Annotated in this window: 13 protein-coding genes; 4 read left to right on the plus strand and 9 right to left on the minus strand. The window is 60.7% G+C overall.

All coding sequences use genetic code 11. The features are described from left to right. Positions 1-146 precede the first annotated feature (146 nt). Entirely contained in the window at positions 147-2,633 is a 2,487-nt protein-coding gene (locus tag ACSVIK_RS07985; protein WP_442443811.1) for a circularly permuted type 2 ATP-grasp protein, read from the plus strand. Beyond that, entirely contained in the window at positions 2,630-3,523 is an 894-nt protein-coding gene (locus ACSVIK_RS07990; RefSeq protein WP_442443812.1) for a transglutaminase family protein, read from the plus strand. The genes ACSVIK_RS07985 and ACSVIK_RS07990 overlap by 4 nt, the downstream gene beginning before the upstream one ends. A gap of 13 nt (positions 3,524-3,536) precedes the next feature. Here the strand turns inward: ACSVIK_RS07990 and azu are convergent, their stop codons facing one another. From azu to ACSVIK_RS08010, 4 genes are all read right to left on the minus strand, one after another. Beyond that, entirely contained in the window at positions 3,537-3,986 is a 450-nt protein-coding gene (azu, locus tag ACSVIK_RS07995; protein ID WP_442443813.1) for an azurin, read from the minus strand. A 387-nt stretch (positions 3,987-4,373) separates the two neighbouring features. Further along, complete coding sequence (locus ACSVIK_RS08000) at positions 4,374-5,312, minus strand: DUF808 domain-containing protein (protein WP_442443814.1); 939 nt, start codon at positions 5,310-5,312, stop codon at positions 4,374-4,376. A gap of 100 nt (positions 5,313-5,412) precedes the next feature. After that, positions 5,413-6,000, minus strand: coding sequence for a TIGR00730 family Rossman fold protein (locus tag ACSVIK_RS08005; RefSeq protein WP_442443815.1), 588 nt, complete (start codon positions 5,998-6,000; stop codon positions 5,413-5,415). A gap of 1,148 nt (positions 6,001-7,148) precedes the next feature. Beyond that, positions 7,149-7,373 (minus strand): hypothetical protein, encoded by a 225-nt coding sequence (locus ACSVIK_RS08010; RefSeq protein WP_442443816.1) that lies wholly within the window; start codon positions 7,371-7,373, stop codon positions 7,149-7,151. Positions 7,374-7,762: 389 nt separating this feature from the next. On the opposite strand from ACSVIK_RS08010, the gene avs3a reads away from it, so the two are divergent. Next, complete coding sequence (gene avs3a / locus ACSVIK_RS08015; protein ID WP_442443817.1) at positions 7,763-14,020, plus strand: AVAST type 3 anti-phage nuclease/ATPase Avs3a; 6,258 nt, start codon at positions 7,763-7,765, stop codon at positions 14,018-14,020. Next, positions 13,998-14,675, plus strand: coding sequence for an AVAST type 3 anti-phage proein Avs3b (avs3b, locus tag ACSVIK_RS08020; RefSeq protein WP_442443818.1), 678 nt, complete (start codon positions 13,998-14,000; stop codon positions 14,673-14,675). Before avs3a ends, avs3b begins: the two co-directional genes overlap by 23 nt. Before the next feature lie 141 nt (positions 14,676-14,816). On the opposite strand, the gene ACSVIK_RS08025 is transcribed toward avs3b, so the two are convergent. The 5 genes from ACSVIK_RS08025 to ACSVIK_RS08045 form a co-directional block, all read right to left on the minus strand. Continuing rightward, positions 14,817-15,779, minus strand: coding sequence for a hypothetical protein (locus ACSVIK_RS08025; protein WP_442443819.1), 963 nt, complete (start codon positions 15,777-15,779; stop codon positions 14,817-14,819). A 4-nt stretch (positions 15,780-15,783) separates the two neighbouring features. Beyond that, the gene (locus ACSVIK_RS08030; RefSeq protein WP_442443820.1) at positions 15,784-18,684 is read right to left on the minus strand and encodes a toxin VasX; all 2,901 of its coding nucleotides are present in this window, start codon (positions 18,682-18,684) and stop codon (positions 15,784-15,786) included. Continuing rightward, a complete protein-coding gene (locus ACSVIK_RS08035; RefSeq protein ID WP_442443821.1) occupies positions 18,681-19,241 on the minus strand; it encodes a DUF4123 domain-containing protein in 561 nt (186 codons plus the stop codon). Before ACSVIK_RS08035 ends, ACSVIK_RS08030 begins: the two co-directional genes overlap by 4 nt. Next, positions 19,238-21,304, minus strand: a complete 2,067-nt coding sequence (locus ACSVIK_RS08040) for a type VI secretion system Vgr family protein (RefSeq protein WP_442443822.1) — start codon at positions 21,302-21,304, stop codon at positions 19,238-19,240. Before ACSVIK_RS08040 ends, ACSVIK_RS08035 begins: the two co-directional genes overlap by 4 nt. 136 nt (positions 21,305-21,440) lie before the next feature. Next, the gene (locus tag ACSVIK_RS08045; protein WP_442443823.1) at positions 21,441-21,686 is read right to left on the minus strand and encodes a hypothetical protein; all 246 of its coding nucleotides are present in this window, start codon (positions 21,684-21,686) and stop codon (positions 21,441-21,443) included. Positions 21,687-21,828: the final 142 nt, after the last annotated feature.

Consider the following 21,828-nt stretch of genomic DNA (forward strand, 5'->3'; position numbering starts at 1 on the left):
CAGTCCTCTCGCCCCTCTGGGGAGAGGGTTAGGGAGAGGGGAGAGCTGGCGAGCTCGCTGTGTTTTCAGCCCTCTCCCCCGGCCCCTCTCCCATGAATGGGAGAGGGGAGCGAAAGCCGCACCGCCTTGCCACTGCCGAGCCTGCCATGCACGACCTGCTAGCCGATTACCCGCCCCCTGCCGGGGCCTACCACGAACTGCTCGACGCCAAGGGCAACGTGCGCCCGCACTGGCGGCGCTTCTACGAACAGCTGACGCGCAGTCGCCCGGAGCAGTTGGCCCAGCGCGAAGCCATGCTGGCGCGGCAGATTCAGGAGAACGGCGTCACCTATAACGTTTATGCCGACCCTGAGGGGGCCGACCGGCCCTGGGAACTCGACCTGCTGCCCAACCTGATCCCGCTCGACGAATGGCAGCAGATCGCCGCTGGCGTGGCGCAGCGCGCGACCCTGCTCAACCGCGTCCTGGCCGACCTCTATGGCCCGCAGAAGCTGATCGCCGAAGGCCTGCTGCCCACCGAGCTGGTGTTCGGCCACAACAACTTCCTCTGGCCCTGTCAGGGCATGCAAGCCCCGGGGGGCACCTGGCTGCACCTGTACGCGGTGGATCTGGCCCGCGCGCCGGACGGCCGCTGGTGGGTCACCGCCGACCGCACCCAGGCGCCGTCCGGCGCCGGTTACGCGCTGGAGAACCGGCAGATCGTCTCGCGCGCCTTCCCCGAGCTGTACCGCGACCTGCGCGTGCAGCACCTGGGCAACTTCTTCCGCACCCTGCAGGACACCCTGGCACGCCAGGCGCCGAGCGGTGGCGAGACGCCGCTGGTGGTGCTGCTCACGCCTGGGCGTTTCAACGAAAGCTATTTCGAGCACCTGTACCTGGCGCGCCAGCTCGGTTACCCGCTGGTCGAAGGCAGCGACCTGACCGTGCGCGACGCCACCCTCTACCTCAAGACCCTGGCCGGCCTGCGCCGCGTGCATGCGGTGCTGCGTCGTCTCGACGACGATTACTGCGACCCGCTGGAGCTGCGCACCGATTCCGCTCTCGGCGTGCCCGGCCTGCTCGAAGCGGTGCGCCGTGGCCGCGTGCTGGTGGCCAATGCCCTGGGCAGCGGCGTGCTCGAGTCGCCCGGCCTGCCGGGCTTTCTACCGGCGATCAGCGAGCATCTGCTGGGCGAGGAACTGCTGCTGCCGTCCATCGCCAGTTGGTGGTGCGGTGAGCCGCCGGTGCTGGACGAGGCGCTGGAAAAGCTCGACCAGCTACTGGTGCGCCCGGCCTTTCCCTCGCAGAGTTTCACCCCGGTATTCGGCCGCGATCTGGACGCGGCGCAGCGCGCCAAGCTGGCCGCGCGTCTCAAGCAGCGCCCCTACGCCTACGTGGCGCAGGCGCGGGCCAAGCTGTCGCAGGCGCCGGTGTGGGATGGCAGCGGCCTGCAGCCGCGCGCCATCGGCATGCGCGTGTTCGCCGTGGCCAGCACCGAGGGCTACCGGGTGATGGTCGGCGGCCTGACCCGCGTGGCCGGCGAAGCCGATGCCGAAGTGGTGTCGATGCAGCGTGGCGGGGCGAGCAAGGACACCTGGGTGCTCGGCACCCGCAACAGCAGCGGCGAGCCCTGGCACACACCGCGCACCCTGGGCACTGCCGACCTGGTGCGCAGCGACCCCTTCCTGCCGTCACGGGTGGTGGAAAACCTGTTCTGGTTCGGCCGCTACGCCGAGCGCTGCGAAGACAGTGCGCGCCTGCTGCGCATCATGCTGGCGCGTTACGTCGATGATGACGACGACCCGCAGGCGCTGCAGAGCGCCCTGGCCCTGGCGCAGAACCTGGGGCTGCTGGCCGAGCCGGATGAAGGTGAGCTGGAGGCGCGCCTGCTGCAAGCCTTGCTTGGCAGCGACTGGCCAGCCAGCCTGCGCGCCAACCTGCAGCGCCTGCAGTGGGCCGCCGGCAGCGTGCGCGGCAAGCTGTCCCAGGCCAACTGGCAGGCATTGGTGGAACTGCAGCGCGATGCGCAACTGCTCGAGGGGCAGCCGGCCGACTTCGGCGAACTGCTGGACTTTCTCAACCGCATGCTGATGTCGCTGGCGGCGCTGTCGGGGTTTGCTCTCGACGACATGACCCGCGACGATGGCTGGCGTTTCCTCATGCTTGGGCGTTACGTCGAGCGTCTGCAGTTTCTCTGCGACAGCTTCGCCTGCTTTCTGCGCAGCAGCTCGGCCACCGACCAGTCGGCGCTGGAATGGCTGCTGGAACTGGGCAACAGCAGCATCACCTACCGCACCCGCTACCTGGCCTCGGCGCAACTGATCCCGGTGCTCGACCTGCTGCTGCTGGACGATCAGAACCCGCATGCCGTGATGTTCCAGCTACGCACGCTGTTGCGCTCCCTGCAGGGCATCAACGAGCGTTTCGAGCTGCCGGTCGAACGCTACCTGGTCTATCTCGAACAGCAGCTCGCCGCCTTCAACCTGAACAGCCTGGAGAGCCCGTTGTTCGGCCCGGGCAGCACCCGTGCCGTGCTCGAAGGCCTGGCCGACCTGCTGGGCGCCATCAGCGAGGCTGCCGGTACGGCCTCCGATCACCTGGGGCTGCGTTTCTTCGCCCATGTCGATGTCAGCCAGCGGACGCAATCCTCATGAGCAGTGCCTCTTATCAGGTTCTTCACGACACCCATTACCGTTACTCGGCACCGGTTTCCCTGGCCCAGCAACTGGCTCATCTGTGGCCGCGCGAATGCCCATGGCAGCGTTGCCAGGAGCAGGAGCTGCGCATCGACCCGCAGCCCTGCCAGCGCCGTGACGGCCTGGACGTGTTCGGCAATCCGCTGACGCGCCTGGTGTTCGAGCGCCCGCACGAGGTACTCAGCGTCAGCGCGCGGCTACGGGTCGAGGTGCTGGCGCGCCCGCCGCTGGAGCTGGACGACTCGCCCGCCTGGGAGTCCGCCTGTGCCGCGCTCAGCTACGCCGGTCAGCCCATGGCAGCGGCGTTGCTGGAGGCGGCGCGTTATCGCTTCGAGTCGCCTTACGTGCGCCTCAAGCAGGTGTTCGCCGACTACGCCGACGATTGCTTCACGCCAGGGCGGCCGCTGTTGGAGGCGGGCCAGGCGCTGATGCAGAAGATCTTCGACGAATTCAGCTTCGACGCCGGTGCCACCCAGGTGGCGACGCCGCTGCTGCAGGTGCTGGAGGAAAAGCGCGGGGTCTGCCAGGACTTTGCCCACCTGATGCTCGCCTGCCTGCGCTCGCGTGGTCTGGCGGCGCGTTACGTCAGCGGCTACCTGCTGACTCAGCCGCCCCCCGGCCAGCCACGGCTGATCGGTGCCGATGCCTCGCATGCCTGGGTGTCGCTGTATTGTCCGCGTCAGGGCTGGGTGGATTTCGACCCGACCAACAACGTGCGCCCGGCGCTGGAGCACATCACCCTGGCCTGGGGCCGGGATTTCTCCGATGTGTCGCCGCTGCGCGGGGTGATCCTGGGAGGCGGCAGCCACGACCCGGAAGTGCAGGTCACGGTACTGCCGCTGGGCTGAAGGGGTACTGCGGTCATTCCACCAGCTTCACGCTGCCTTTCATGATCGAGTAGTGGCCAGGGAAGGAGCAGAAGAAGCTGTAGTCTTCGCCGGCTGCCAGCTTGCTCACGTCGAAGGTCACCGAAGTGCTTTCGCCGCCGCCGATCAGGTCGGTATGGGCGATCACACGCTCGTCGCCAGCCTTGATGTAGTTGGCGGCAGGGCCGGCACCGATACCGTCGCTGGCGATGCCAGGCATGTCGGCGGTCTTGCTCAGTACCCAGTTGTGGCCCATGGCGGTCTTGGGCAGGGAGCCTACGTGCTTGAGATTGACGGTGAAGGTCTTGCAGCTCTTGCTGATGGAGATGGCTTGGGTGTTGTAAGTCATCTGGTCGGTGGATTCGACATCCACCGCGCATTCGGCAGCGAGAAGCGGAGTGCTGGCCAGGCCCAGCGCAGCCAGCAGAGCAAATTTACGCAACATCTTTGAAGCCTCCAGATTCTGAGTTTCCGGTCAGGTCTGGACAGGTTCGCACAGCTCGATAGCGCCGAGGATGCGACCGAGCGCCACATCTGGTTATCCCGATAATCTGTGGATAACTCTGTCGATAAGCTCTGGGAGGCTCTTCCAGAGCGCTATTTCTTGGGCTTTCTGGGCGCTTGGTCAGGTTTTGCTCAGCGCGCCTGTGCCGAGTGAAAAAACCTTTGCAATGAATGGATTGGCCTGCTTTGAGGGGCATGAGCGCAGCGCAGCCGAGGCGCGGCGGCTTATCCCCGGAAACTGTTGAGCAAACTGTGGATAAGCATGGGGAAAGTGCGTGCCGGCCACGCCTGGCAGAGGGCGCGACTGGCTGCTCGAAAAACGTTCGCCTCAGTTGGCCTGGGACGGTCGTAACCTTTGCCACAGGCGCGTGGCGAGGCTGACCAGCGGCACGCTGAGCAGGCCCACGGCTATGCCCAGCAGGGCATTGAGCAGGGCCGGCACCGCCAGCGAAAGCAGGTGCCCGGCATCTTCGGCGACCCACTCGGCGGCAAGGTGCACGGCGCTTTCCACAGACGGCAGGCCGTGGCTGAGGATGCCGCCACCGACCAGGAACATCGCCGCCGTGCCGACCACCGAAAGCGTCTTCATCAGCCAGGGCGCGAATGCCAGAATGCCGCGCCCGCAGGCCTGGGCGAAGGCGCTGCCGCGCTGGCTGAGGTACAGCCCGGCGTCGTCCAGCTTGACGATGCCCGCCACCAGGCCGTACACGCCAAGGGTCATCACCACGGCGATGGCACTGAGCACCACGAACTGGTTGAGCAGGCTGGCGGCAGCGACCGTGCCGAGGGTGATGGCGATGATCTCCGCCGAGAGAATGAAGTCGGTGCGCACGGCGCCACGGATCTTGTCGCGCTCGAAGGCCACCAGATCCACTTCGGGGTTGGCCAGGGCTTGCCTGTGCGCCTGTTTCTCCTCATCAGCGTGGTGACGATGCAGCAGCTTGTGCAGCAGCTTCTCCGCGCCTTCGTAGCAGAGGAACAGGCCGCCGAGCATCAGCAGTGGCACCACCAGCCAGGGGGCGATGGCGCTGATCAGCAACGCCGCCGGCACCAGGATCGCCTTGTTCACCAGCGAACCCTTGGCCACTGCCCAGACCACCGGCAATTCACGGTCGGCGCGCACGCCGGTGACCTGTTGGGCATTGAGTGCCAGGTCATCGCCAAGTACGCCAGCGGTCTTGCGCGCTGCCACCTTGGTCATGGTGGCGACATCGTCGAGTATGGTGCTGATGTCATCGATCAGGGCGAGCAGGCTGCTTCCGGCCATTGTCGGCTTCCATGTTGAAGAAAGAGGCAGAGCCTAGCATCCTCGGCCACGGCAGTGCCGCGCCGTGCGTCGAAAGCCGGCAGTGGTTCACGCGCTGGGTTCAGGCCGGCGTTCTGTCCACCCACTTGGGCGCCACGGTCGGCTGCCAGGCCGCAAGGGCGTCGATCAGGCTTTGTGGCGAGTCGGCCATCTGCAGCATCTCGCGGTGCTGCGCGCGGACGAAACGCTCGCTCACCAGGTGGTCGAGGAAGTCGCCAAGCTTGGCGTAGAAGCCGTTCACCTCCAGCAGCCCGAGCGGCTTGGCGTGATAGCCGAGCTGGCCCCAGGTCCACACCTCGAACAGCTCCTCGAGGGTGCCTAGGCCACCGGGCAGGGCGATGAAGGCGTCGGCCAGTTCGGCCATGCGCGCCTTGCGCGCGTGCATGCCGTCCACCACTTCCAGATGAGTCAGGCCGCGATGACCGATCTCGGCGCGCTCCAGGCTTTGCGGAATGATGCCGATGACCTCGCCGCCGGCGTTCAGCGCCGCATCGGCCACCACTCCCATCAGACCGACGGCGCCACCGCCATAGATCAGGCGCAGGCCGCGCTCGGCCAGGTGCTGGCCGAGCGCTTCGGCGGCTTCGCGATAGACGGGGCTGGCACCAGGGCTGGCGCCACAGAAAACACAGATACTGCGCAGGGACATGCCGCGACTCCTCGACGAAAAAACGCCAAGGTTAGCGAGTCGCCGCGTTGTCACCAAGGGTCAATGACGGGTATCGATGCCACAGGCGGCGCAGGCATAGCTGGCGAGCAGTTGGCGTAGATCGTCGAGGGACATGGCAAGGCTTCCTTATCTGGCGGTAGTCAGAAGGCTAGCCGGGATGCCGTTGGGTTGCCCTTAGATTGTTTCGATCAGGGTCATAGGGGCATCCAGAAAATTGGCTTCTTCGAGGGACGGGGAGGTCAAACCAATACTTTCATTCGCGTGGGCGTACTCGCGGAGCAGTACGCCGTTGAGGAGTAATGGGCGTGAGCCGTGATGCGGAGCGAGGCATGGCCCGGCGGACTGTTCGCTTAGGCTCCTGAGTCCGCCCTACGGCTGCCCTCTCAAACACTCTGCGCTAATTCTGGGTTACCTCGGGCTCAGGCGCGTGCAGAGCCCGCCCGGGAGGGCGAAACGGGAAACATCAGCAGAACGCCGATAAGCACCCTGAACACCGAAAACAACCGAAACCAACACACAAACTTGCCAGTCCGGCATCAAACCAAGCATTCCCCCCTCAAAATCCGAATAACCAAAAGTTTTCCCCGGTAGCTGTGGGCAAGCCTGTGGATAAGCTGGTGGTTCCTTCATGAAGCGCCGAAATCATGCTTCCTGGCAAAGACTGAACAATCTTTGATCAGGGCATAAAATCCTTTGTTCACAAGGGCTTGACATTTTATTCGGCGATTGCGCGAGGGTCGCCGAGTTTTCCCCGAAAGCTGTGGGTCTTCTTGTGGATAAGCTCTTGAAGGCAGCCGTCAGGCCAGGTGATTAGCGGGTTTGAGGCGGTTGGCGTATTAATGAACAGGTGCACAAGGGCGTGTGCGAAGCAGACGGAAGGATGCCTCCACGGCACAGCGGGGCGAGCGCCAAGCAGGTTATCCTCAGATTCTGTGCATGTATCTGTGGGCTATCTGGGGATAACCAGGTTCGAGCAAGAGCGCATGGGGATATCCCGAGCTGGCGAACATTCGTGCAGCCAGCTCAGGAGAAGTTTGTCCGCCTCCGGGCAGAGGCGGACGGCGGGGCTCAGTTGGTCGGCAACGTAACCGTCGAAGCAGAACATGCCTTAATCTCCATGCCTGGCTTTACTTCGGATCCACCAGCCATCGGAACGCAAGCGTTCCCGAATAATCCTGCGGCCATTGGCTGCATGAGCGGCGTTTGGCTGTGGTGTAGGTGAGGTTCTGCAGAATACGCACGGGCAGTAGCATCATGCTGCCGAACAGCAGCATTGAGTCGGCATAGCTGAGAAGGTTGCGGTGCATGTTGGCTTTGAATTCCTCCTTGATCAGCTCCCAGTACAGGCGCACCGACTTCCCTTTGCTATTACGGACTTCCTGAAAGCTTCTGTAGACAGGCGAGTCGCTATGGCGCCCTTGCTCATCGAACCTTGGGCCATTGTCCACGTAGGCGCGAGTTCTTCTCACTGCAAGCGTGAGAGTTTGGAATCAGGTGTATCTAGTGCCCATATATTGGCCGGTAGCAGCCGGTCGCCATCAGTTGCTATTGCCAATTTCAGTAGTTCGAGTGGGGGGCAACGTTTGCTATGTAGTGGGTGCGTTCTTTCATCCTGTCAAACTCAACGCCCGAAAAATGGCCCCACAACGTTTGAAGTTAGAAACTGGCCGGCGATAGATCCTCAAGGACACCTTGGGCCTGTAAACTCCGTCAGCTGCGGATGCAGGGAGTGCAGATAAATATGGCAAAGCAAGGTTCTGTAGGGCCCTCCAGGAGCGGTGATCAGTTCCACTATCAATGGGCTGCCCGGCAGTGCCTCGGGCTGCTTACCGGCGAAGATGGTCTAGTGGCGGTGGCGATCGAAGGAGCGTCACTGGACGAGGGGGATACATCTACGAGCGTCGGCGACGAGGTCATTGACGTCGGTTTGTACTACGGGAGCGAGGAAGTTACAGCAGCAACGTCCATCCGCTATGTGCAACTCAAACACTCGTCCAGGCAAGCGCACACCCCCTGGAGGGCAAGCGGCCTCAAAGGAACCATCGAAGGCTTCGCTGGGCGTTTCAAGGAGCTGGAGTCATCGCTTGGCCTGGACGTCCTGGCTAATAAGGTTCGGTTCGTCTTTCTGACCAACAGGCCTATGGACGGAGCTGTTCTTGAAGCGTTGGCCGATCTCGCTGTGGGGTCAACCGCGCCGCGGCACCGCGAAATTGACGAATTGCTGAAACGGTACGCGGCTTCAGCTAGCAACAACGTACAGAGCTTCTTCGCCGCCTTCTCGGTTGAAGCTGGTGAGCCGGATCTATGGGAACAGCGCAACCTCCTGAGTCAGGATCTGAGCGCATACTTGTCCGAGCCGGACACCGAGGCTGCACTCCAACTGAAGGAACTGGTCACCCGCCGGGCAACCGATGAGGGAGCGAAGAACCGTTCCGTCCGGCTCTACGACGTACTCCGCGCACTGCGGGTGTCCGAAATCGACTTACTGCCGGCGCCCTCGTTGATCTCGGAACCGAAGCAGGTGCTTCCACGAGCGCAGCAGGCAGGCATCCTGGCGACGTTGCTCACCGCACAACGCCCGGTGGTCATCCATGCAGACGGTGGCGTAGGCAAGTCGACTCTTTCTGCTCACCTGGCCCGTGCCATGCCTGCTGGATCGGTGGCAGTTCTGTACGACTGCTTCGGTGACGGGACTTATCGCCAATCCTTGAAGTATCGTCATCGGTACCGCGATGCCCTCGTTCAGATCGCGAACGAGCTCTCAGGGCAGCAGCTTTGCCTGCCGTTGATTCCGTCCAGCGGCACGGACCCCAAGCAGTTCATGCGGGCTTTTGTGTCTCGTCTCAAGCAGGCCATTGATCTTCTTAGAGCCCGCACGCCTCAGGCGAGCCTTTGCGTCATCGTCGACGCGGCTGACAACGCGTATATGGCGGCACATGAGATCAGTGAGCGTGCCTTTGTCCATGACTTGATCAACACAGACATGCCCGACGGGGTGCGGTTGGCATTCACATGCCGATCACACCGCCGGAGCTACCTGGGAGCTCCGCTGGACGCCATAGTGATCAAGCTAGAGCCGTTCTCCAAAGCTGAGACTGCCACACACCTACGGCTGAGCTATCCTGAGGCAACGGATGCGGAGGCAGCGGAATTCGCTTTTCTAAGTAGCGATAACCCGCGCGTTCAAGCGCTGGCGATGGAGGGAACCCCACCCATCGGCAACATGCTGAGGGCTCTGGGGCCAACACCGACGACGGTTCAACTCGCGATCGGAGGCTTGCTGACCAAAGCCATCGATAGGCTGAAAGCCGAGTGGGGCCCCACGGAAACGAATCAGATAGACCTCATCTGCAAGGGCCTCGCAGTGCTTCGGCCCTTGGTGCCCATTTCCATCTTGGCGCAGATCGCCGGCGTTCCTGAGAGCGCCGTCCGTACGTTTGCTACTGAGTTTGGGCGACCGCTCTTTGTGAAGGACTCAGGTCTGCACTTCATGGATGAACCAGCAGAGACCTGGTTCAACGAGACATTCAAGCCCGATGCGGCTTCGCTTGATGCGTTTCTTGCAAAACTGAAGCCGCTTGCGGCGACCAGTTCATATGTGGCGGCGGCGCTGCCGCAGTTGCTACTGTCTGCCGGCCGGATGGACGAGCTGATTGCGCTGGCGCTCTCGAATGAGAGCTTGCCAGAGCTCAACCCTCTGGAGCGACGAGACGTCGAGCTGCAACGACTGATGTTCGCGCTCAGAGCGTGCCTGCAGCAGGGGCGGCATGTTGCCGCCGCTAAGCTCGCTCTGAAGGTCGGCGGCGAGGTAGCTGGCGAGGCTCGCCAGAACACGCTCATCCAGCAGAACACTGACATTGCCAGCGTTCTGCTTGCGCCAGATCGCATCGAAGAAATGGTCTCCAGGCGCACGTTCGGCGGTGGATTCCTTGGCTCGCATCACGCGTACGAGGCGGTGCTGCTTGCCGGAAACGATGACCATATTCCTGAGGCGAGAAGTAGGTTGCGCATGGCCTGGGAATCATTGATCGCTTGGAGCAAGCTGCCACCCAAGCGCCGCAAGAAGGACAAGATCGACGACGCCGATATCGCCGAGCTTGCTATCGGAGTCATAAGATTACGGGGCTCTGCTGAGGCCGCGCAATTCCTGAAAGCATGGAATCCCAAATCCACCGTACTGAGAGCCACGAAGTGCGTGGCCGCTCGGCTTGCGGACGTTGGCGACTTCAAGCGAATGGATGAACTCGCCAAGCACGCCGAGGGAGATGCCTGGATGCTGCTGGGCCTAGCAACCGAAGCGGTCCGGGTTGCGCATCTGTTGCCGGCGGAGCCGCTGCGCTATCTGATGGGCATCTTGGTTGATCCTAAGGTCAAATTACCTGAGGAACATCTTTCATGGAGGTCTGGGAGCAGCGTACTGGAAGGAGTCCGGTCTGCAATCACGCTGGCGCTCCGGTGCCTTCCGCGCGACGATGCGACTTGGGCGGAGATGTTGCGCCGGTATTTGCCAGAAGATCCGCCTCACCAGTTCCATGACTTCGATGATGAGCGAGCAGATTTAATTCGGGCCTATGCTTTGGAAGCCGCTCTGCGTGGAAAACGACTTGAGTTGGTTGATCTGACGCCAAAGGATGTTCGTACGAAGTTTGAGGCAAAAGGGGCCTCTGTTAGGGACGAACAAATGTCCCAGCTACAGCACGTAACAGGGGGCGTCCTGCCCTGGTTTACGTTGGCCGCTGAGATCGCCTGTAATCGCCAGCCTCCTAACCTTGATCGCGAAATTGAGCTCGCGTTGGGACAGACTAAATCTGCTTCGTCACGCGACTATCAGCAGTACTTCAATTTGGCGAAAGTTGCTGCTGTCGAGTGGGTGCAAATTCTTCGCGATCTGGATCCCATTCAGCCAGCACAGATCGACGTGCTGCTGAAGTGGGTCGACAATAACGACCGTATCTACTCGAGCACTCTCACGAGGATGTGCCACATCGCCGCACGAACAGCAGGGATGGGCGACCTCTCACTGCAACTTAGCTCTAAGGCGTTCGATCAAATCACTGCGTCGCGCAGCGATGCGGAGATACAGGTTGACGATCTTCAGATGCTAGCGCGCGCCATCTTTTGCGTGAGCAAGTCGGAAGCGGCAGCCTATTTCGACAAGGCGATCGACATCGCCAGCAAGATCGGAGAGGAGCACCTCTCTCGATGGACAACGTTCCTAGAATTGGCAGACGCCGCACATTGCTCGGGTGGGGCAAAATCTCGAACCGCCTATCGTCTGGCAAGGATTGCCGAGTTCAGCTACGAGCATATGGCGCGGGACAAGTACATGGACTGGGATCGCTTGGTCGAGGGCTTAGTCGGTCTTTGTCCTTCATCCAGCCTCGCAATTCTGAGCCGTTGGCGGGATAGAGAGTTTGGCTTTGCTGGCGAGCTATTTCCCGTTGCAATCTACAGTCTGATCGACCAAGGGTGCCTTCCCAAGAGGGCTGCTATTGCCCTATGCGGTACTGGGACGGGATGGAAGCGCGTCAGCGACATCAAAGCGGCCATTGAGGTGGAGTCCGACAACAATCGGAAAAGATCAATCCTGCGGATCGCCTACCGATTCCTCCGTATCCAGTCCCACAAAACGCCTACCTGGGTCGAGATCAAGGCTCTAGCCGACTCTGTGGCGATGTCGCTTCCAGATTTAGAGAGGCTGCTTCAAGCATCTGTGGCCAAAAGCGCTGGTAAGTCGGTGACTGCTGCTCACGAACCCTGGTCGGGGCTTCGCGAAGAGGTGCAAGAGCCTGACTGGGATGCCATCTTCAACGGCATCGATCTCTGCGATGCCGCTGCTGTTCTTGCAGCACGACAATCTCTCAAAAATATTGACGGTCGTTCGTACGTTACAGAGTTCTATGATCAAGGCTTTCGGCGCGCGAAACTCTCGGAAATCGACGGATACCTTCGTGCGATCCAGTTGGACGACAAGTTCAATGTCTACAGTTTTATGGGCGTCATCAGGCACCTCTCCGAGCCGAGCAAGAGGCTCTTGTCCGTCCGCAGAGAACTCAAAAAAGCGGCTCTCTTGCTGGCTGCAAATGAGCCCAGCCGCGTGGGGCGACGCGGCTGGGGCTATGAGGGCCCATTTGACGGTCTTTATGCAGAGGGCATCATCGCGGAGAAGGACGTCGCTTCAGCTCGGATCAAGGGGTACCTGTCTCAGCTCGACACACTTGGTGCGAATGACTTGTTCCGTCTGGTGGAGCCGCTCGCGCGGCACTTGACCAGCGACGAGGCCGATGAGGTTTTGAACTTTGGCTTTGACCTGCTCGAAGAGATTCTCGAAAGCGAAGACGGTGATGGTCCTTGGAGTGACTCGCTCGCACCGTCATCCTCTTGCGAGGAAGCTTTGGCTGGCTACTTATGGGCGGGGCTGGCGCGCCCGTCCACTTCTGAACGCTGGGAGCACGCCCACTGCGTCCGCAACTGTCTTGAGCTCGACTGGCAATCCTTGCTGTCCGCACTGGCCACTCGCGCATCGAGAGCTGACCCGCAGCCATTTGTCGACCGCGACCTGGTTTTTTATGAGTGGCACGCCCGCCAATGGCTTTGTATTGCCTTAGCACGGGGCGCCATGGACGTACCTTGTGCTGTTGCTCCTTTTCTCGCGTTTCTTGAGTCTTCCGCAAGGGAGCAGCACGTCATCATCCGGCACTTCGCCTCGGATGCATTGAGGCACCTGAATGAAGTCCATACGCTGCCAGCGAATTTGCTCGCCATCGCGAACAGCGCAAACCGTGCTGGGTTGCCCACAGAGGTCTACGGCCGCGGAGAGTACAAGATCGTTGATGACGAGGCCACGGATGACGAAGCTATGGACGACGAGAGGTACTTTTTTGGCTTAGACATAGGCCCCTACTGGTTCGCACCATTGGGCCGCGTCTTCGGTTTGAATCAGCAGGCGATCGAACAGCGAGCACGAGCTATCTTGCGTGGCCGTATGTCGCTAAGGCCTCGCCATCGCGTTGATGATCAACGCTACGAGCGCGGGCTCTTTCGGGGGAGAGAGACAAGCCACTCACACGGCAGGATGCCTGAGGTGGAAGACTGCCTCGTTTACCAGTCCTATCACGCCATGATGTTCGTAGCAGGTCTGCTCTTGGAGACCAAGCCGGTGCGCCGTCGCGCTGACGAGGAAGAGGATCCATTCGACGATTGGTTGAGAGGACAGCTGCTCACTCGCAGTGATGACAGGTGGCTTGCGGATCGACGCGATCCCGAGATTCTGAAGAACGCCGCGTCGGAGAAAGATCGATCAGATGCCTCATGGTGTTGGCAAGTCGATAGGCAGTACCTGGATGACCAACTGACAACGGACGATGGTATGACGGCGCTCTGTGGGCATTGGACGACCACCGATACGGACAAAGGTGAAACGGTGTCGGTGGGGTCTGCACTCGTTCCGACTTGCTATGCGGCGGCCCTTCTAGCCGCCATGCAGACGAGCCCTAACCCAGGAGACAGTTTTCTTCCAGACGCGGATCGAATTGTTCATCGGGAGGGGGTTGATGATTTAGAGTTGAGGCTGCTCGGCTGGGTCAAGACGGGAAGCGACTCGTTTGGCCTTGATGAATATGACCCATGGGCGGGCAAGGTGGCTAACCCGGGCCCGCAGCCTTGTCAGGAAATCCTCAATGCCCTGCATCCGATGACGGATCCAGACGTGCGATCGTGGACGCTACCAGATGGTGGCAAGGCGAGAAGCGAATCGTGGTCGCGCAGTACGGGTTACGGCGAGGAGCGCGATGTCCTGGCCGGCACTCGGCTCAGCGCTGACGCCAAGTTCATTCGTGCACTGTTGGATGGGCACCCGAATACATCTCTGATCGTCTGCATCAAGGTTCGCCGGAAGCCACCGAAAGACGAGACCGGCGACGATTACTACTATTTTTACAACTATCCCTACAACCGCTACTACTTGATCGGACAAGATGGAATCACTAGATCGCTCTAAGGCTGTCATCGATCTCGGCAAGCGGATTGTTGCCGGCATGATGCTCGGCGACGATGTCACTGCACAATGGATGGCACACCTAGTAGCCGAGAAAATCTCCGCAGCTGAGGATGCGTCCGAAACTGTGCGAGATTCAGCGTTGGCGGAGTGTATGGATGCCATCCTGAAACTCTGGACGCACAGGTACATGTTGCCCCCGTACGTGCAACCTCTGAGGGATCTAGACCCACTGCTGCATACACTCAATTCCTTAGGTGTGAATGAGGCTGATGAGCTTAGGTATTTCGCTCGTCCCCCTAGCAGCGATGAGCTTGAGGGTGCTACGGAGGACGAGAAGAAACTCTTCGAGTTTGCGATCGGGATTGATCAGACAGCCAGGGAACTAATCCGTTACGCACTCAGTGTTGCCGCAGAACGCTCAGTCAACGTGGTCAGCCCATGGCTAGAGGTGGCCGTCAAGGGCGGCATGGAAGCAACCGTAGAATTGCGACTCTCAAGATTTATCATTGAAGGCCTGCTGAAAAACCAAAAAGAGGTAAATAGACAGGGCATGCTAGATCGAGCTGATCGGTTGGAGAGCTTTGCGAAAGTAGCTTTATCTCTCGCCTGCGAGATGAGGGAGCTCCCGCAAGATACCGATGAGTCGTGTGACTGAGAAAAAAATTCCGCGATCCGGCGAAACAGTTGATGCCGTTGCACCTAGCGAGAACTCCTCCATACCATCGAAGATCACCATGCCTTGCTCATAGCCGGTCTGCTGGAACAGTGGCTCCAATACCCTTGATGGGCGGGATGCTCATAGCTCCAGCGCCCCGCTATTGCGCTCCACATCGATCAGGCGCTCGGTCGGTCCGTTTGGATCGAGCCGCTCACGCACTACTTGCGGCCAATTATTCTGGCTACGGCGCTTGGCGACTTTGTAGGTGTACTCTCCAATCAATCCGACAGGGTAATCAAGTACACCGCCAATCAGCAAAAGCACATCCGATAATTGTAGATAGTTACGCCCATTCGATTCTTGGTGGCGTTTCTTCAAGTCTCGCCAATGCTTTCCAAATGTCTTGCTTAACTCAAACTTAATGGATAACTGATCTTTAACAAAGGCGTCGGACTCACTATGATTGCCATGCTCATCGAACCAGGGGCCATTGTTCATATAGGCCCGCAGATATTCCCAGAAGGCTGCTTGCAGCTCCAGATCCTTGCCCATGGGCAACCCAAGACTGACCAGCACCTGGCGTTCCGGTCGTTTGAATTGATGCATCAATATCTCCAGCGCCGCGCTGCGCATGGCACCGGTATAGGGGCCGACCAATTGAAATTGATAGGCCACGGCGGCGATATCATCCCAAGGGCAGTGATAGAGCACGCCTTCCTGTTCGAAATACACTTCACGAGTGCGGCGATTGAACAAGATCGGCAAAGGTAATGAGCGAAAGGCCTCCCACAAAAAAGGAATGATCAAGAATGCGATGCCAAAAAATAACCCAGTAGAAGCAGCGCTCCAGTTTTTATCAACTGCAAACATTGCTGCCAATAATAATGCCACCCCCCCTCCTACTCCCCCCAATATTCCCGCCAGCATTCCGCGCGTTTTTCGCTCCCCTGCCTGCAAGGTCAAATAATGCTCGGTGTGTTCTTCGACATCGCCCAAGTTCATTGGCTGCTGGCCAGTAGGCTCATCAGCCTTCATGGCGATATAAGGCACATTCCCAGACAATCTGTCGCCCAGGGCGCTTAGTAACTTCTCCCAACTCATGGCATCAGCTCAGGTCGATATCCAGGGGCGGCATATACAGCCCCTCGATGGGTTGAAAGATCAGGGTGCCGCTGATGCGCTTGAGCTGCTGGCCCTCTAGCTCGTGGTAGGCGCGGCTCAAGCGCACATAACCTGGGGGTTGAGGTTCGACACGGCTGCCGGTTTCCTTGTATAGCGGGATGGGGTCTTCTTCACCCCAGACCAGCGGCACGCAACTGCGGTTATCGCTGAAATCGAGCATGCCACGGCTGAGCGACCACTCCTCCATGCCGTCGAAAATCACCATGCCTTGTTCATAGTCGGTCTGCTGGAACAGCGGCACCAGTAGCACCAGGCGAATTTCGTTGGCAAAACCACCATAGGGGTTCTGCTCACTCCACCGCTGCAGCTCCATGCTGACGGGCATTACCATCTGGTAGAAGGCGATCATCGATTCCGCATGAGTCCTCGACCACTCGGCGGGGCGGGTGCCGAAGCGGGTGTGCTTGACCCATTTTTCCGCTGGCGAGTCCTTGGTGGAGAGCAACGTGACCAGTCCGGCAACGATCAGCAGGGTCAAAGCTGTGGCCTGGGCAGCCAACGGCAACGGCAATACAGCCACACCTCGCGACAAAACAGCGGCATCTCCCGCAAAGGCCAGGCCTTGCGCGACGCGGAAGGTCTGTATGGCCTGCCATGACACCCGCATCATGGCCAGGCTCGATGCACTCAGCCCGGTATAGACACCAGCGCTATCCAGGTCTCCAGCTTTGAGCGCGTCAATGGCTTCCAAGCCGAAGTAGAGAACATCGACAGCCGAGGCGGCCGACTGAGCAATCCAGGCCATGGCACCACGCCCCAAGGCTTCATAAAGAAGTGCCTGCGCTTGTTTATTGTGCTTCCCCGCACCTTTGGCATGAACGGACCAGTCCGCATCCGCCAAATGATGCCTAACTGCAGCGTATGCCGCCCAGCCAGCAAATGAGGCACCGAACGTAGAAACCCAGTTTTTCCCAGATTGATTCTGTTTAAGGCCTCCCTCTCCGAAAATGCTCTGCCCCAGATTCCAGGCACAGAGCAAGGCAATCGCCGACTTCAATGGAGCTTTCTCGAAGAGCTCATCCAGGCTTGGCAGTCTGGTGCCTTCCGGCAGATGCCTGAGCGGCGGCAGGTCTGGTGGCAGCGCGGGTGCTGGCGGTGCCTTGGCCGCCGTCGGGTGCGGTACGTCACTCCCATAACCAGGCTGCGGATGTGGCGGTGCGGGTTTGGGCACCAGTTCCAGATAGGGGATGGCCTCGCGGACGCCATTGGCCAACGCCCCCGGCACAGGCCGAGCAGGTTGTTTGGCGGCCTGGGCAGCAGCACGCGCTTCGCGTTTCTTGAGTGCTTCCAGGTCGGCCTTGGCACGCCGGCGTTGGCTCTTGTTATGGCTGGTACCCATCAGTTCGCTGAGCCGTTCCAGATGCTGGCGTGGCGTAAGCTGCATCACCTGCAGGCGCTGGGCACTACGGGACAGAATCGACATCCACAACACCTTGGTGGCTGCCGTTATCTGCTGCTGCAGATTACCCATTTGCCCGGCAGCGATGGGGGCCACCGCTGCGAACAGGACATCGCTGGCTTTTGCCGGCCTCAACGCATCCAGGCTATCGGCCCCCAGGTTGATGGCGCCGGTAAACGCCATCGCGCGTACGGTCTCCTTGCCGTACTGCAGCAACAGACCGGCCTCCTTTAGCAGTTGCTCTTGCTTGAGCACATCGACCGACTGCAACAGCCCCTTGATTTCGTTGCCGGTCATCTGGCGAGCTACGCCGAGCACTGCCCAGGCCAGCCAATGTTTGTCTGTCGTGCTGTTTTCAGGATCCAGAGCTTCGACTATCGCCTTGGCTCCCGGCCCTGTAGAGGCCGCATCCAAGGCAGCAAGGGCGAAATGGGTTTCCAAGGCGTCGCGCATTTCTGGCTGCACGATGTCGAAGTGGCCACAGGCCGTATCGACACTGCCAGGGGTGCGCTGGTCGAGCGTCCCCATCCAGTCAGCCCAAAACTCAGCCAGCCGACGCACATCGGCGAGGTGTGCTTTCTCTTCTGTTTCCTGCTCCTGCCAGACGCGTTGCAGTTCGCTGAAATGCGTGGCACTCGGTAGCTGCTGCTTGAGAGCGCCATCACCATCGCTGAGTGCACGAATGACGCCTGCAATGGCCCAGTCATCACCACGCTCGAGCTGGCGCTGCGCGAAGCTGGCTTTGCGGGCACGCAGCAGCCCGGCCAGATCCAACAGCACGCCCCAGGGATCATCGATGACGGCATAGCTCTGTTGCTCGCAACGCTCCATGGCATCGAGCGTTCGTGGCCAGTCCGGGCGATGACGGGTATCAGGCTCGCAACTCCACTTGAAGCCTTCCGGGAACATGTATTCGCCGATCTGCTCGTGGATCTTTTCGGCCTGACCGGAGAAAGGAGCCGCACCCGGCGTGAAACTGCGCATGACCCGTTGGCGCACGTCATCCCGGGATTTGGCCGACGCGAAGTGTCGATCACTCCATTGCGCGGGAGACCATGCGAGCATGGCAGTGCTTCCTGCTTGAAGAATCAGATAAGGCTTGCTGCGCTTGTCGACTACAGCTCCGCCGCGCTCCGTTTCGGTGAGCGAAGCGCGCTCTACTCGAAACTCGGCAAGGCGGTTATTGCTCCACAGGTACAGCCAACCGTCACGCAGAACACGCGGCGTATAGCCGAGCGGGTGGAAATTTTGAGGGGCCAGCGGGTCGGTCAGGCTCGGGAAATTCCCTTCAAGCTCAGGGATGTCGTAATCGCTGGCTGAAATAACGTCACGCGGCCCGATGGCATAACGCAACGGCAAAACAGCCGTCAGCAGCGGGCAAGCTGTCGGCTGGAAATTACTAGGGGCGGTAACGGCCTGGTTCATCCCTGGGCCTCCTTGTCGCTATCCGTATTGAGAGTGAGGGCTTGCAGCAGCGGCCAATCGAGGGTGACCTGAGCCGCCAGCCCGCTGTCAGCAGGCGCACAGTCCGCATCTGGCGTCTCGTTAGACCAGGCAAGAATGGGCGCTCCATCATGCTGTAGCCAGACGGCGCTGACACCATGCCAGAAGCCAGCCGGCCACTTGGCTCCTGCAAGCCAAGCTTGGCGCAACGGCAAGGCATCGCCGAGTCGCAGCCAGAACTCACGACCATCGGGCGCATGAATGCGTAAACGCCTCTGCAACACCTTGAACAAGCGCTCCGCTGGCATGCTCGACTCCAGCCAAACGGCAGAAAGAAGATCCGCTTGCCCCTGCCACCAGGCGTTGTAAAGCGGGCTGCCTTCGTCGGCCTGAACGAGAACGGGGCCAAAGTCTGCAATATCTTCGTAAGGTGTATGACGCAACAGTAATCTCGGCGCGTGATCAGGGTATTGCTGATACAACCACCGTAGCGGTTGCTCATGATGAGCCCCTTCGAGTAACAACGCCCCGCTTCTCATGGGTGACCGTCCTTGGCTTTCTGCGCTGCCTCGCAGACCTCGCAGATGCCGCTTCTGGCCTCAAGAAACACCATCTTCTGCTTGAGCAAGGTTTCAGGCGCACGAGGCAGCAAGACCTGGCCGGCCTTGTCCTGATCCGCCGCCCACGGAATCACCGGCCCCAGTATCTTCAAACCCGAACCACTGCCCGGCGCCCCGCCCGTGTTCATCTTGATGGTCGCGCCGCTGATGGTTACGCCACTGGGGTCGAGTTTGACGAAGCTGCCGCCGCCGGCTGCGGTCAATTCCATACCGGCGTCGATGGTCACCTTGTCACCGGCAAAATAATGCAGTTCTCCACCGGCTTCGATGAACAGGCCGCTGCCGATCTTGTTGTGCTGGGTAGTAGCGACGGTGAGGTGGTCGTTGGCGCGCACTTCCACCTTGCGGTCGAGGTCGGTGGTGCGGTGTTCTTCAGCTTTCAGCTCGGTGTAGGTGTTGGCCTCGACCGTGTCGTGGCGCTCGTTGCCGACGCGGATCTTCTGGTCGTGTTCGATGTTTTCGTCCCAGTCACGCTGGGCGTGAATGTAGATCTGCTCAGCGCCCTTGCGGTCTTCGATGCGAAATTCGTTGTAGCCGCCACCGCCGGGGCTGCTCAGGGTCTTGAATACGCTTCTGGTCTTGTTCGCAGGCAGGTCGTATGGGACGACGTGTTCGGCGTGGTACAGGCAGCCGGTGACCAGCGGTTGGTCGGGGTCGCCTTCGAGGAAGGTGACCAGCACTTCCATGCCGACGCGCGGGATGGCCACGCCGCCGTAGGCCTTGCCCGCCCAGTTGGAGGCCACGCGCAACCAGCAACTGGTCTTGTCGTTGCCCTGGCCGTCGCGATCCCAGAAGAACTGCACCTTCACCCGGCCATATTGGTCGCAATGAATCTCTTCGCCGGCAGGGCCAGTGACCACGGCAGTCTGGCTGCCCAGTACCTTGGGTTTGGGGTGTTCCAAGCCGGGGCGGAAGGGTATGTCCCAGGGGGTGGCGGTGAAGCGGTTGCGGTAGCCCTGCTGGAAGCCGTCGCCCGGCTGGGTGTTGCTGGTGACCGACTCTTCCAGCACCTGTGGTTGCTTGCCTTCGTGGATTACTTCGGTGAGCAGCCAGAGGTCGTTCCACGGCTGGCGCGGGTGGCCGCTCAGGGCGAGGAAGTGGCCGCAGCACAGGTAGGCGTCGCTCTTGCCTTCGGCCAGCTCGTAGTCGCTGCGCAGGCGTTCCAGGCTACGCTTGGCCAGGTGCTTGCCGCGAGTACGGTCGGTGAAGCGGCCGGGGTAGTCGTACATTTCCAGGGCGGGGAAGAATTCGCTGCTGTAGCCAGCCTCCATCTGCAGCTTGGGCTGCTCGAAGTCGTAGTCACGCCAGGTGACCTGGGTGGTGCGAGTTTCCAGGCGCACGCCGAAGGCGCGCACCACTTCGTGGCTGGCGGCCAGGCCGCTGTCCTGCTGGTAGTTGAGCGGGTCGAGCCGGGGGAAGACGGTGGCGTCGTCGCCGAACACCAGGACGTGGCCGCCTTCGCTGTGCTGGAAATGGAAGCTGATGCCCTCTTCTTCACACAAACGCTGGATGAAATACAGGTCGTTTTCGTCGTACTGGGTGCAGTAGATGCGTTCGGGGTAGACGTAGGGGCCGAACTGCATGCGGTAGTCGGTGCCTTCGAGCAGGCCGTGTTCTTCGAGCACGGCGGCGATGATCTGCGGCGCGGTCATGTGCTGGAAGATGCGCTGGTCGAAGCTGTGGCCGAGGTAGGCCAGGGTCGGGCGCAGGTCGATGTGGTAGCGGGTCAGGCGCTTGCCGGAGTCGCCCTGCTCGACGCCATAGATGATGCCGTGCACACCCTTGCCACTGGGGCCGAAGGCCAGGTACGCGGGCTGGTTGATCAGGGCATGGAGGTCGAGGTCGGCACGCGGGCTGACCAGGTCGATCTCGAAGCGGTAGGGCTTGTTGAGCATCTCCCGGCCAATGAAGGACAGCACTTGCAGGTCGCTGTCGACGGCGGGAATGGTCAGGGTGATATGCGCCTGGTTGGCATCCAGCATGGCGAGTTCCTTCCTTGAATGGCGAGCTGGGCAAGAGGGTGCCCGGCTCGGGTGACAGGTTCAATACTGGCGGGGCGATAGCATGCACTGGTTCACGCTAAAGGCCCGGCCAGGGCGATTGGCCGCGAATGAACGCCTACGGCGAGTGATCCGGGGGCAACCCGCGCACGGCACGCCGGTACAGCGCCGCTGCGTCGCCGAGCAACCTGCTGGCTGTGGCCAGGGTATGCCGTGGAATGCGCGCGGCATCTTTGGGCGGCTGCTCCTCGATCAGTACCTTGATCAGTGCCTGTACGGATTCCAGGCGCAGGGAGGCCAGCTCGCACAGGGTTTGCGGGTCGAGGTGATGTGGCTTGTCGAGTGAGGTCGGCCGATCAGTCATGGCGTACCTCCGGGCGGAAGAACGATGATGGCCCAGGGCGGCGCCCTTGGGTAAAAGGGGGAAGATGGTGCATTTTCCTTATGCTCCTTCGTGAGGTTAAGGAGCCGCCATCCAACCTTCTCACGGGAATGGAGGCGGACCG

It is taken from the genome of Pseudomonas sp. NCHU5216 (genome assembly GCF_052156495.1).
Lineage (GTDB): Bacteria > Pseudomonadota > Gammaproteobacteria > Pseudomonadales > Pseudomonadaceae > Aquipseudomonas.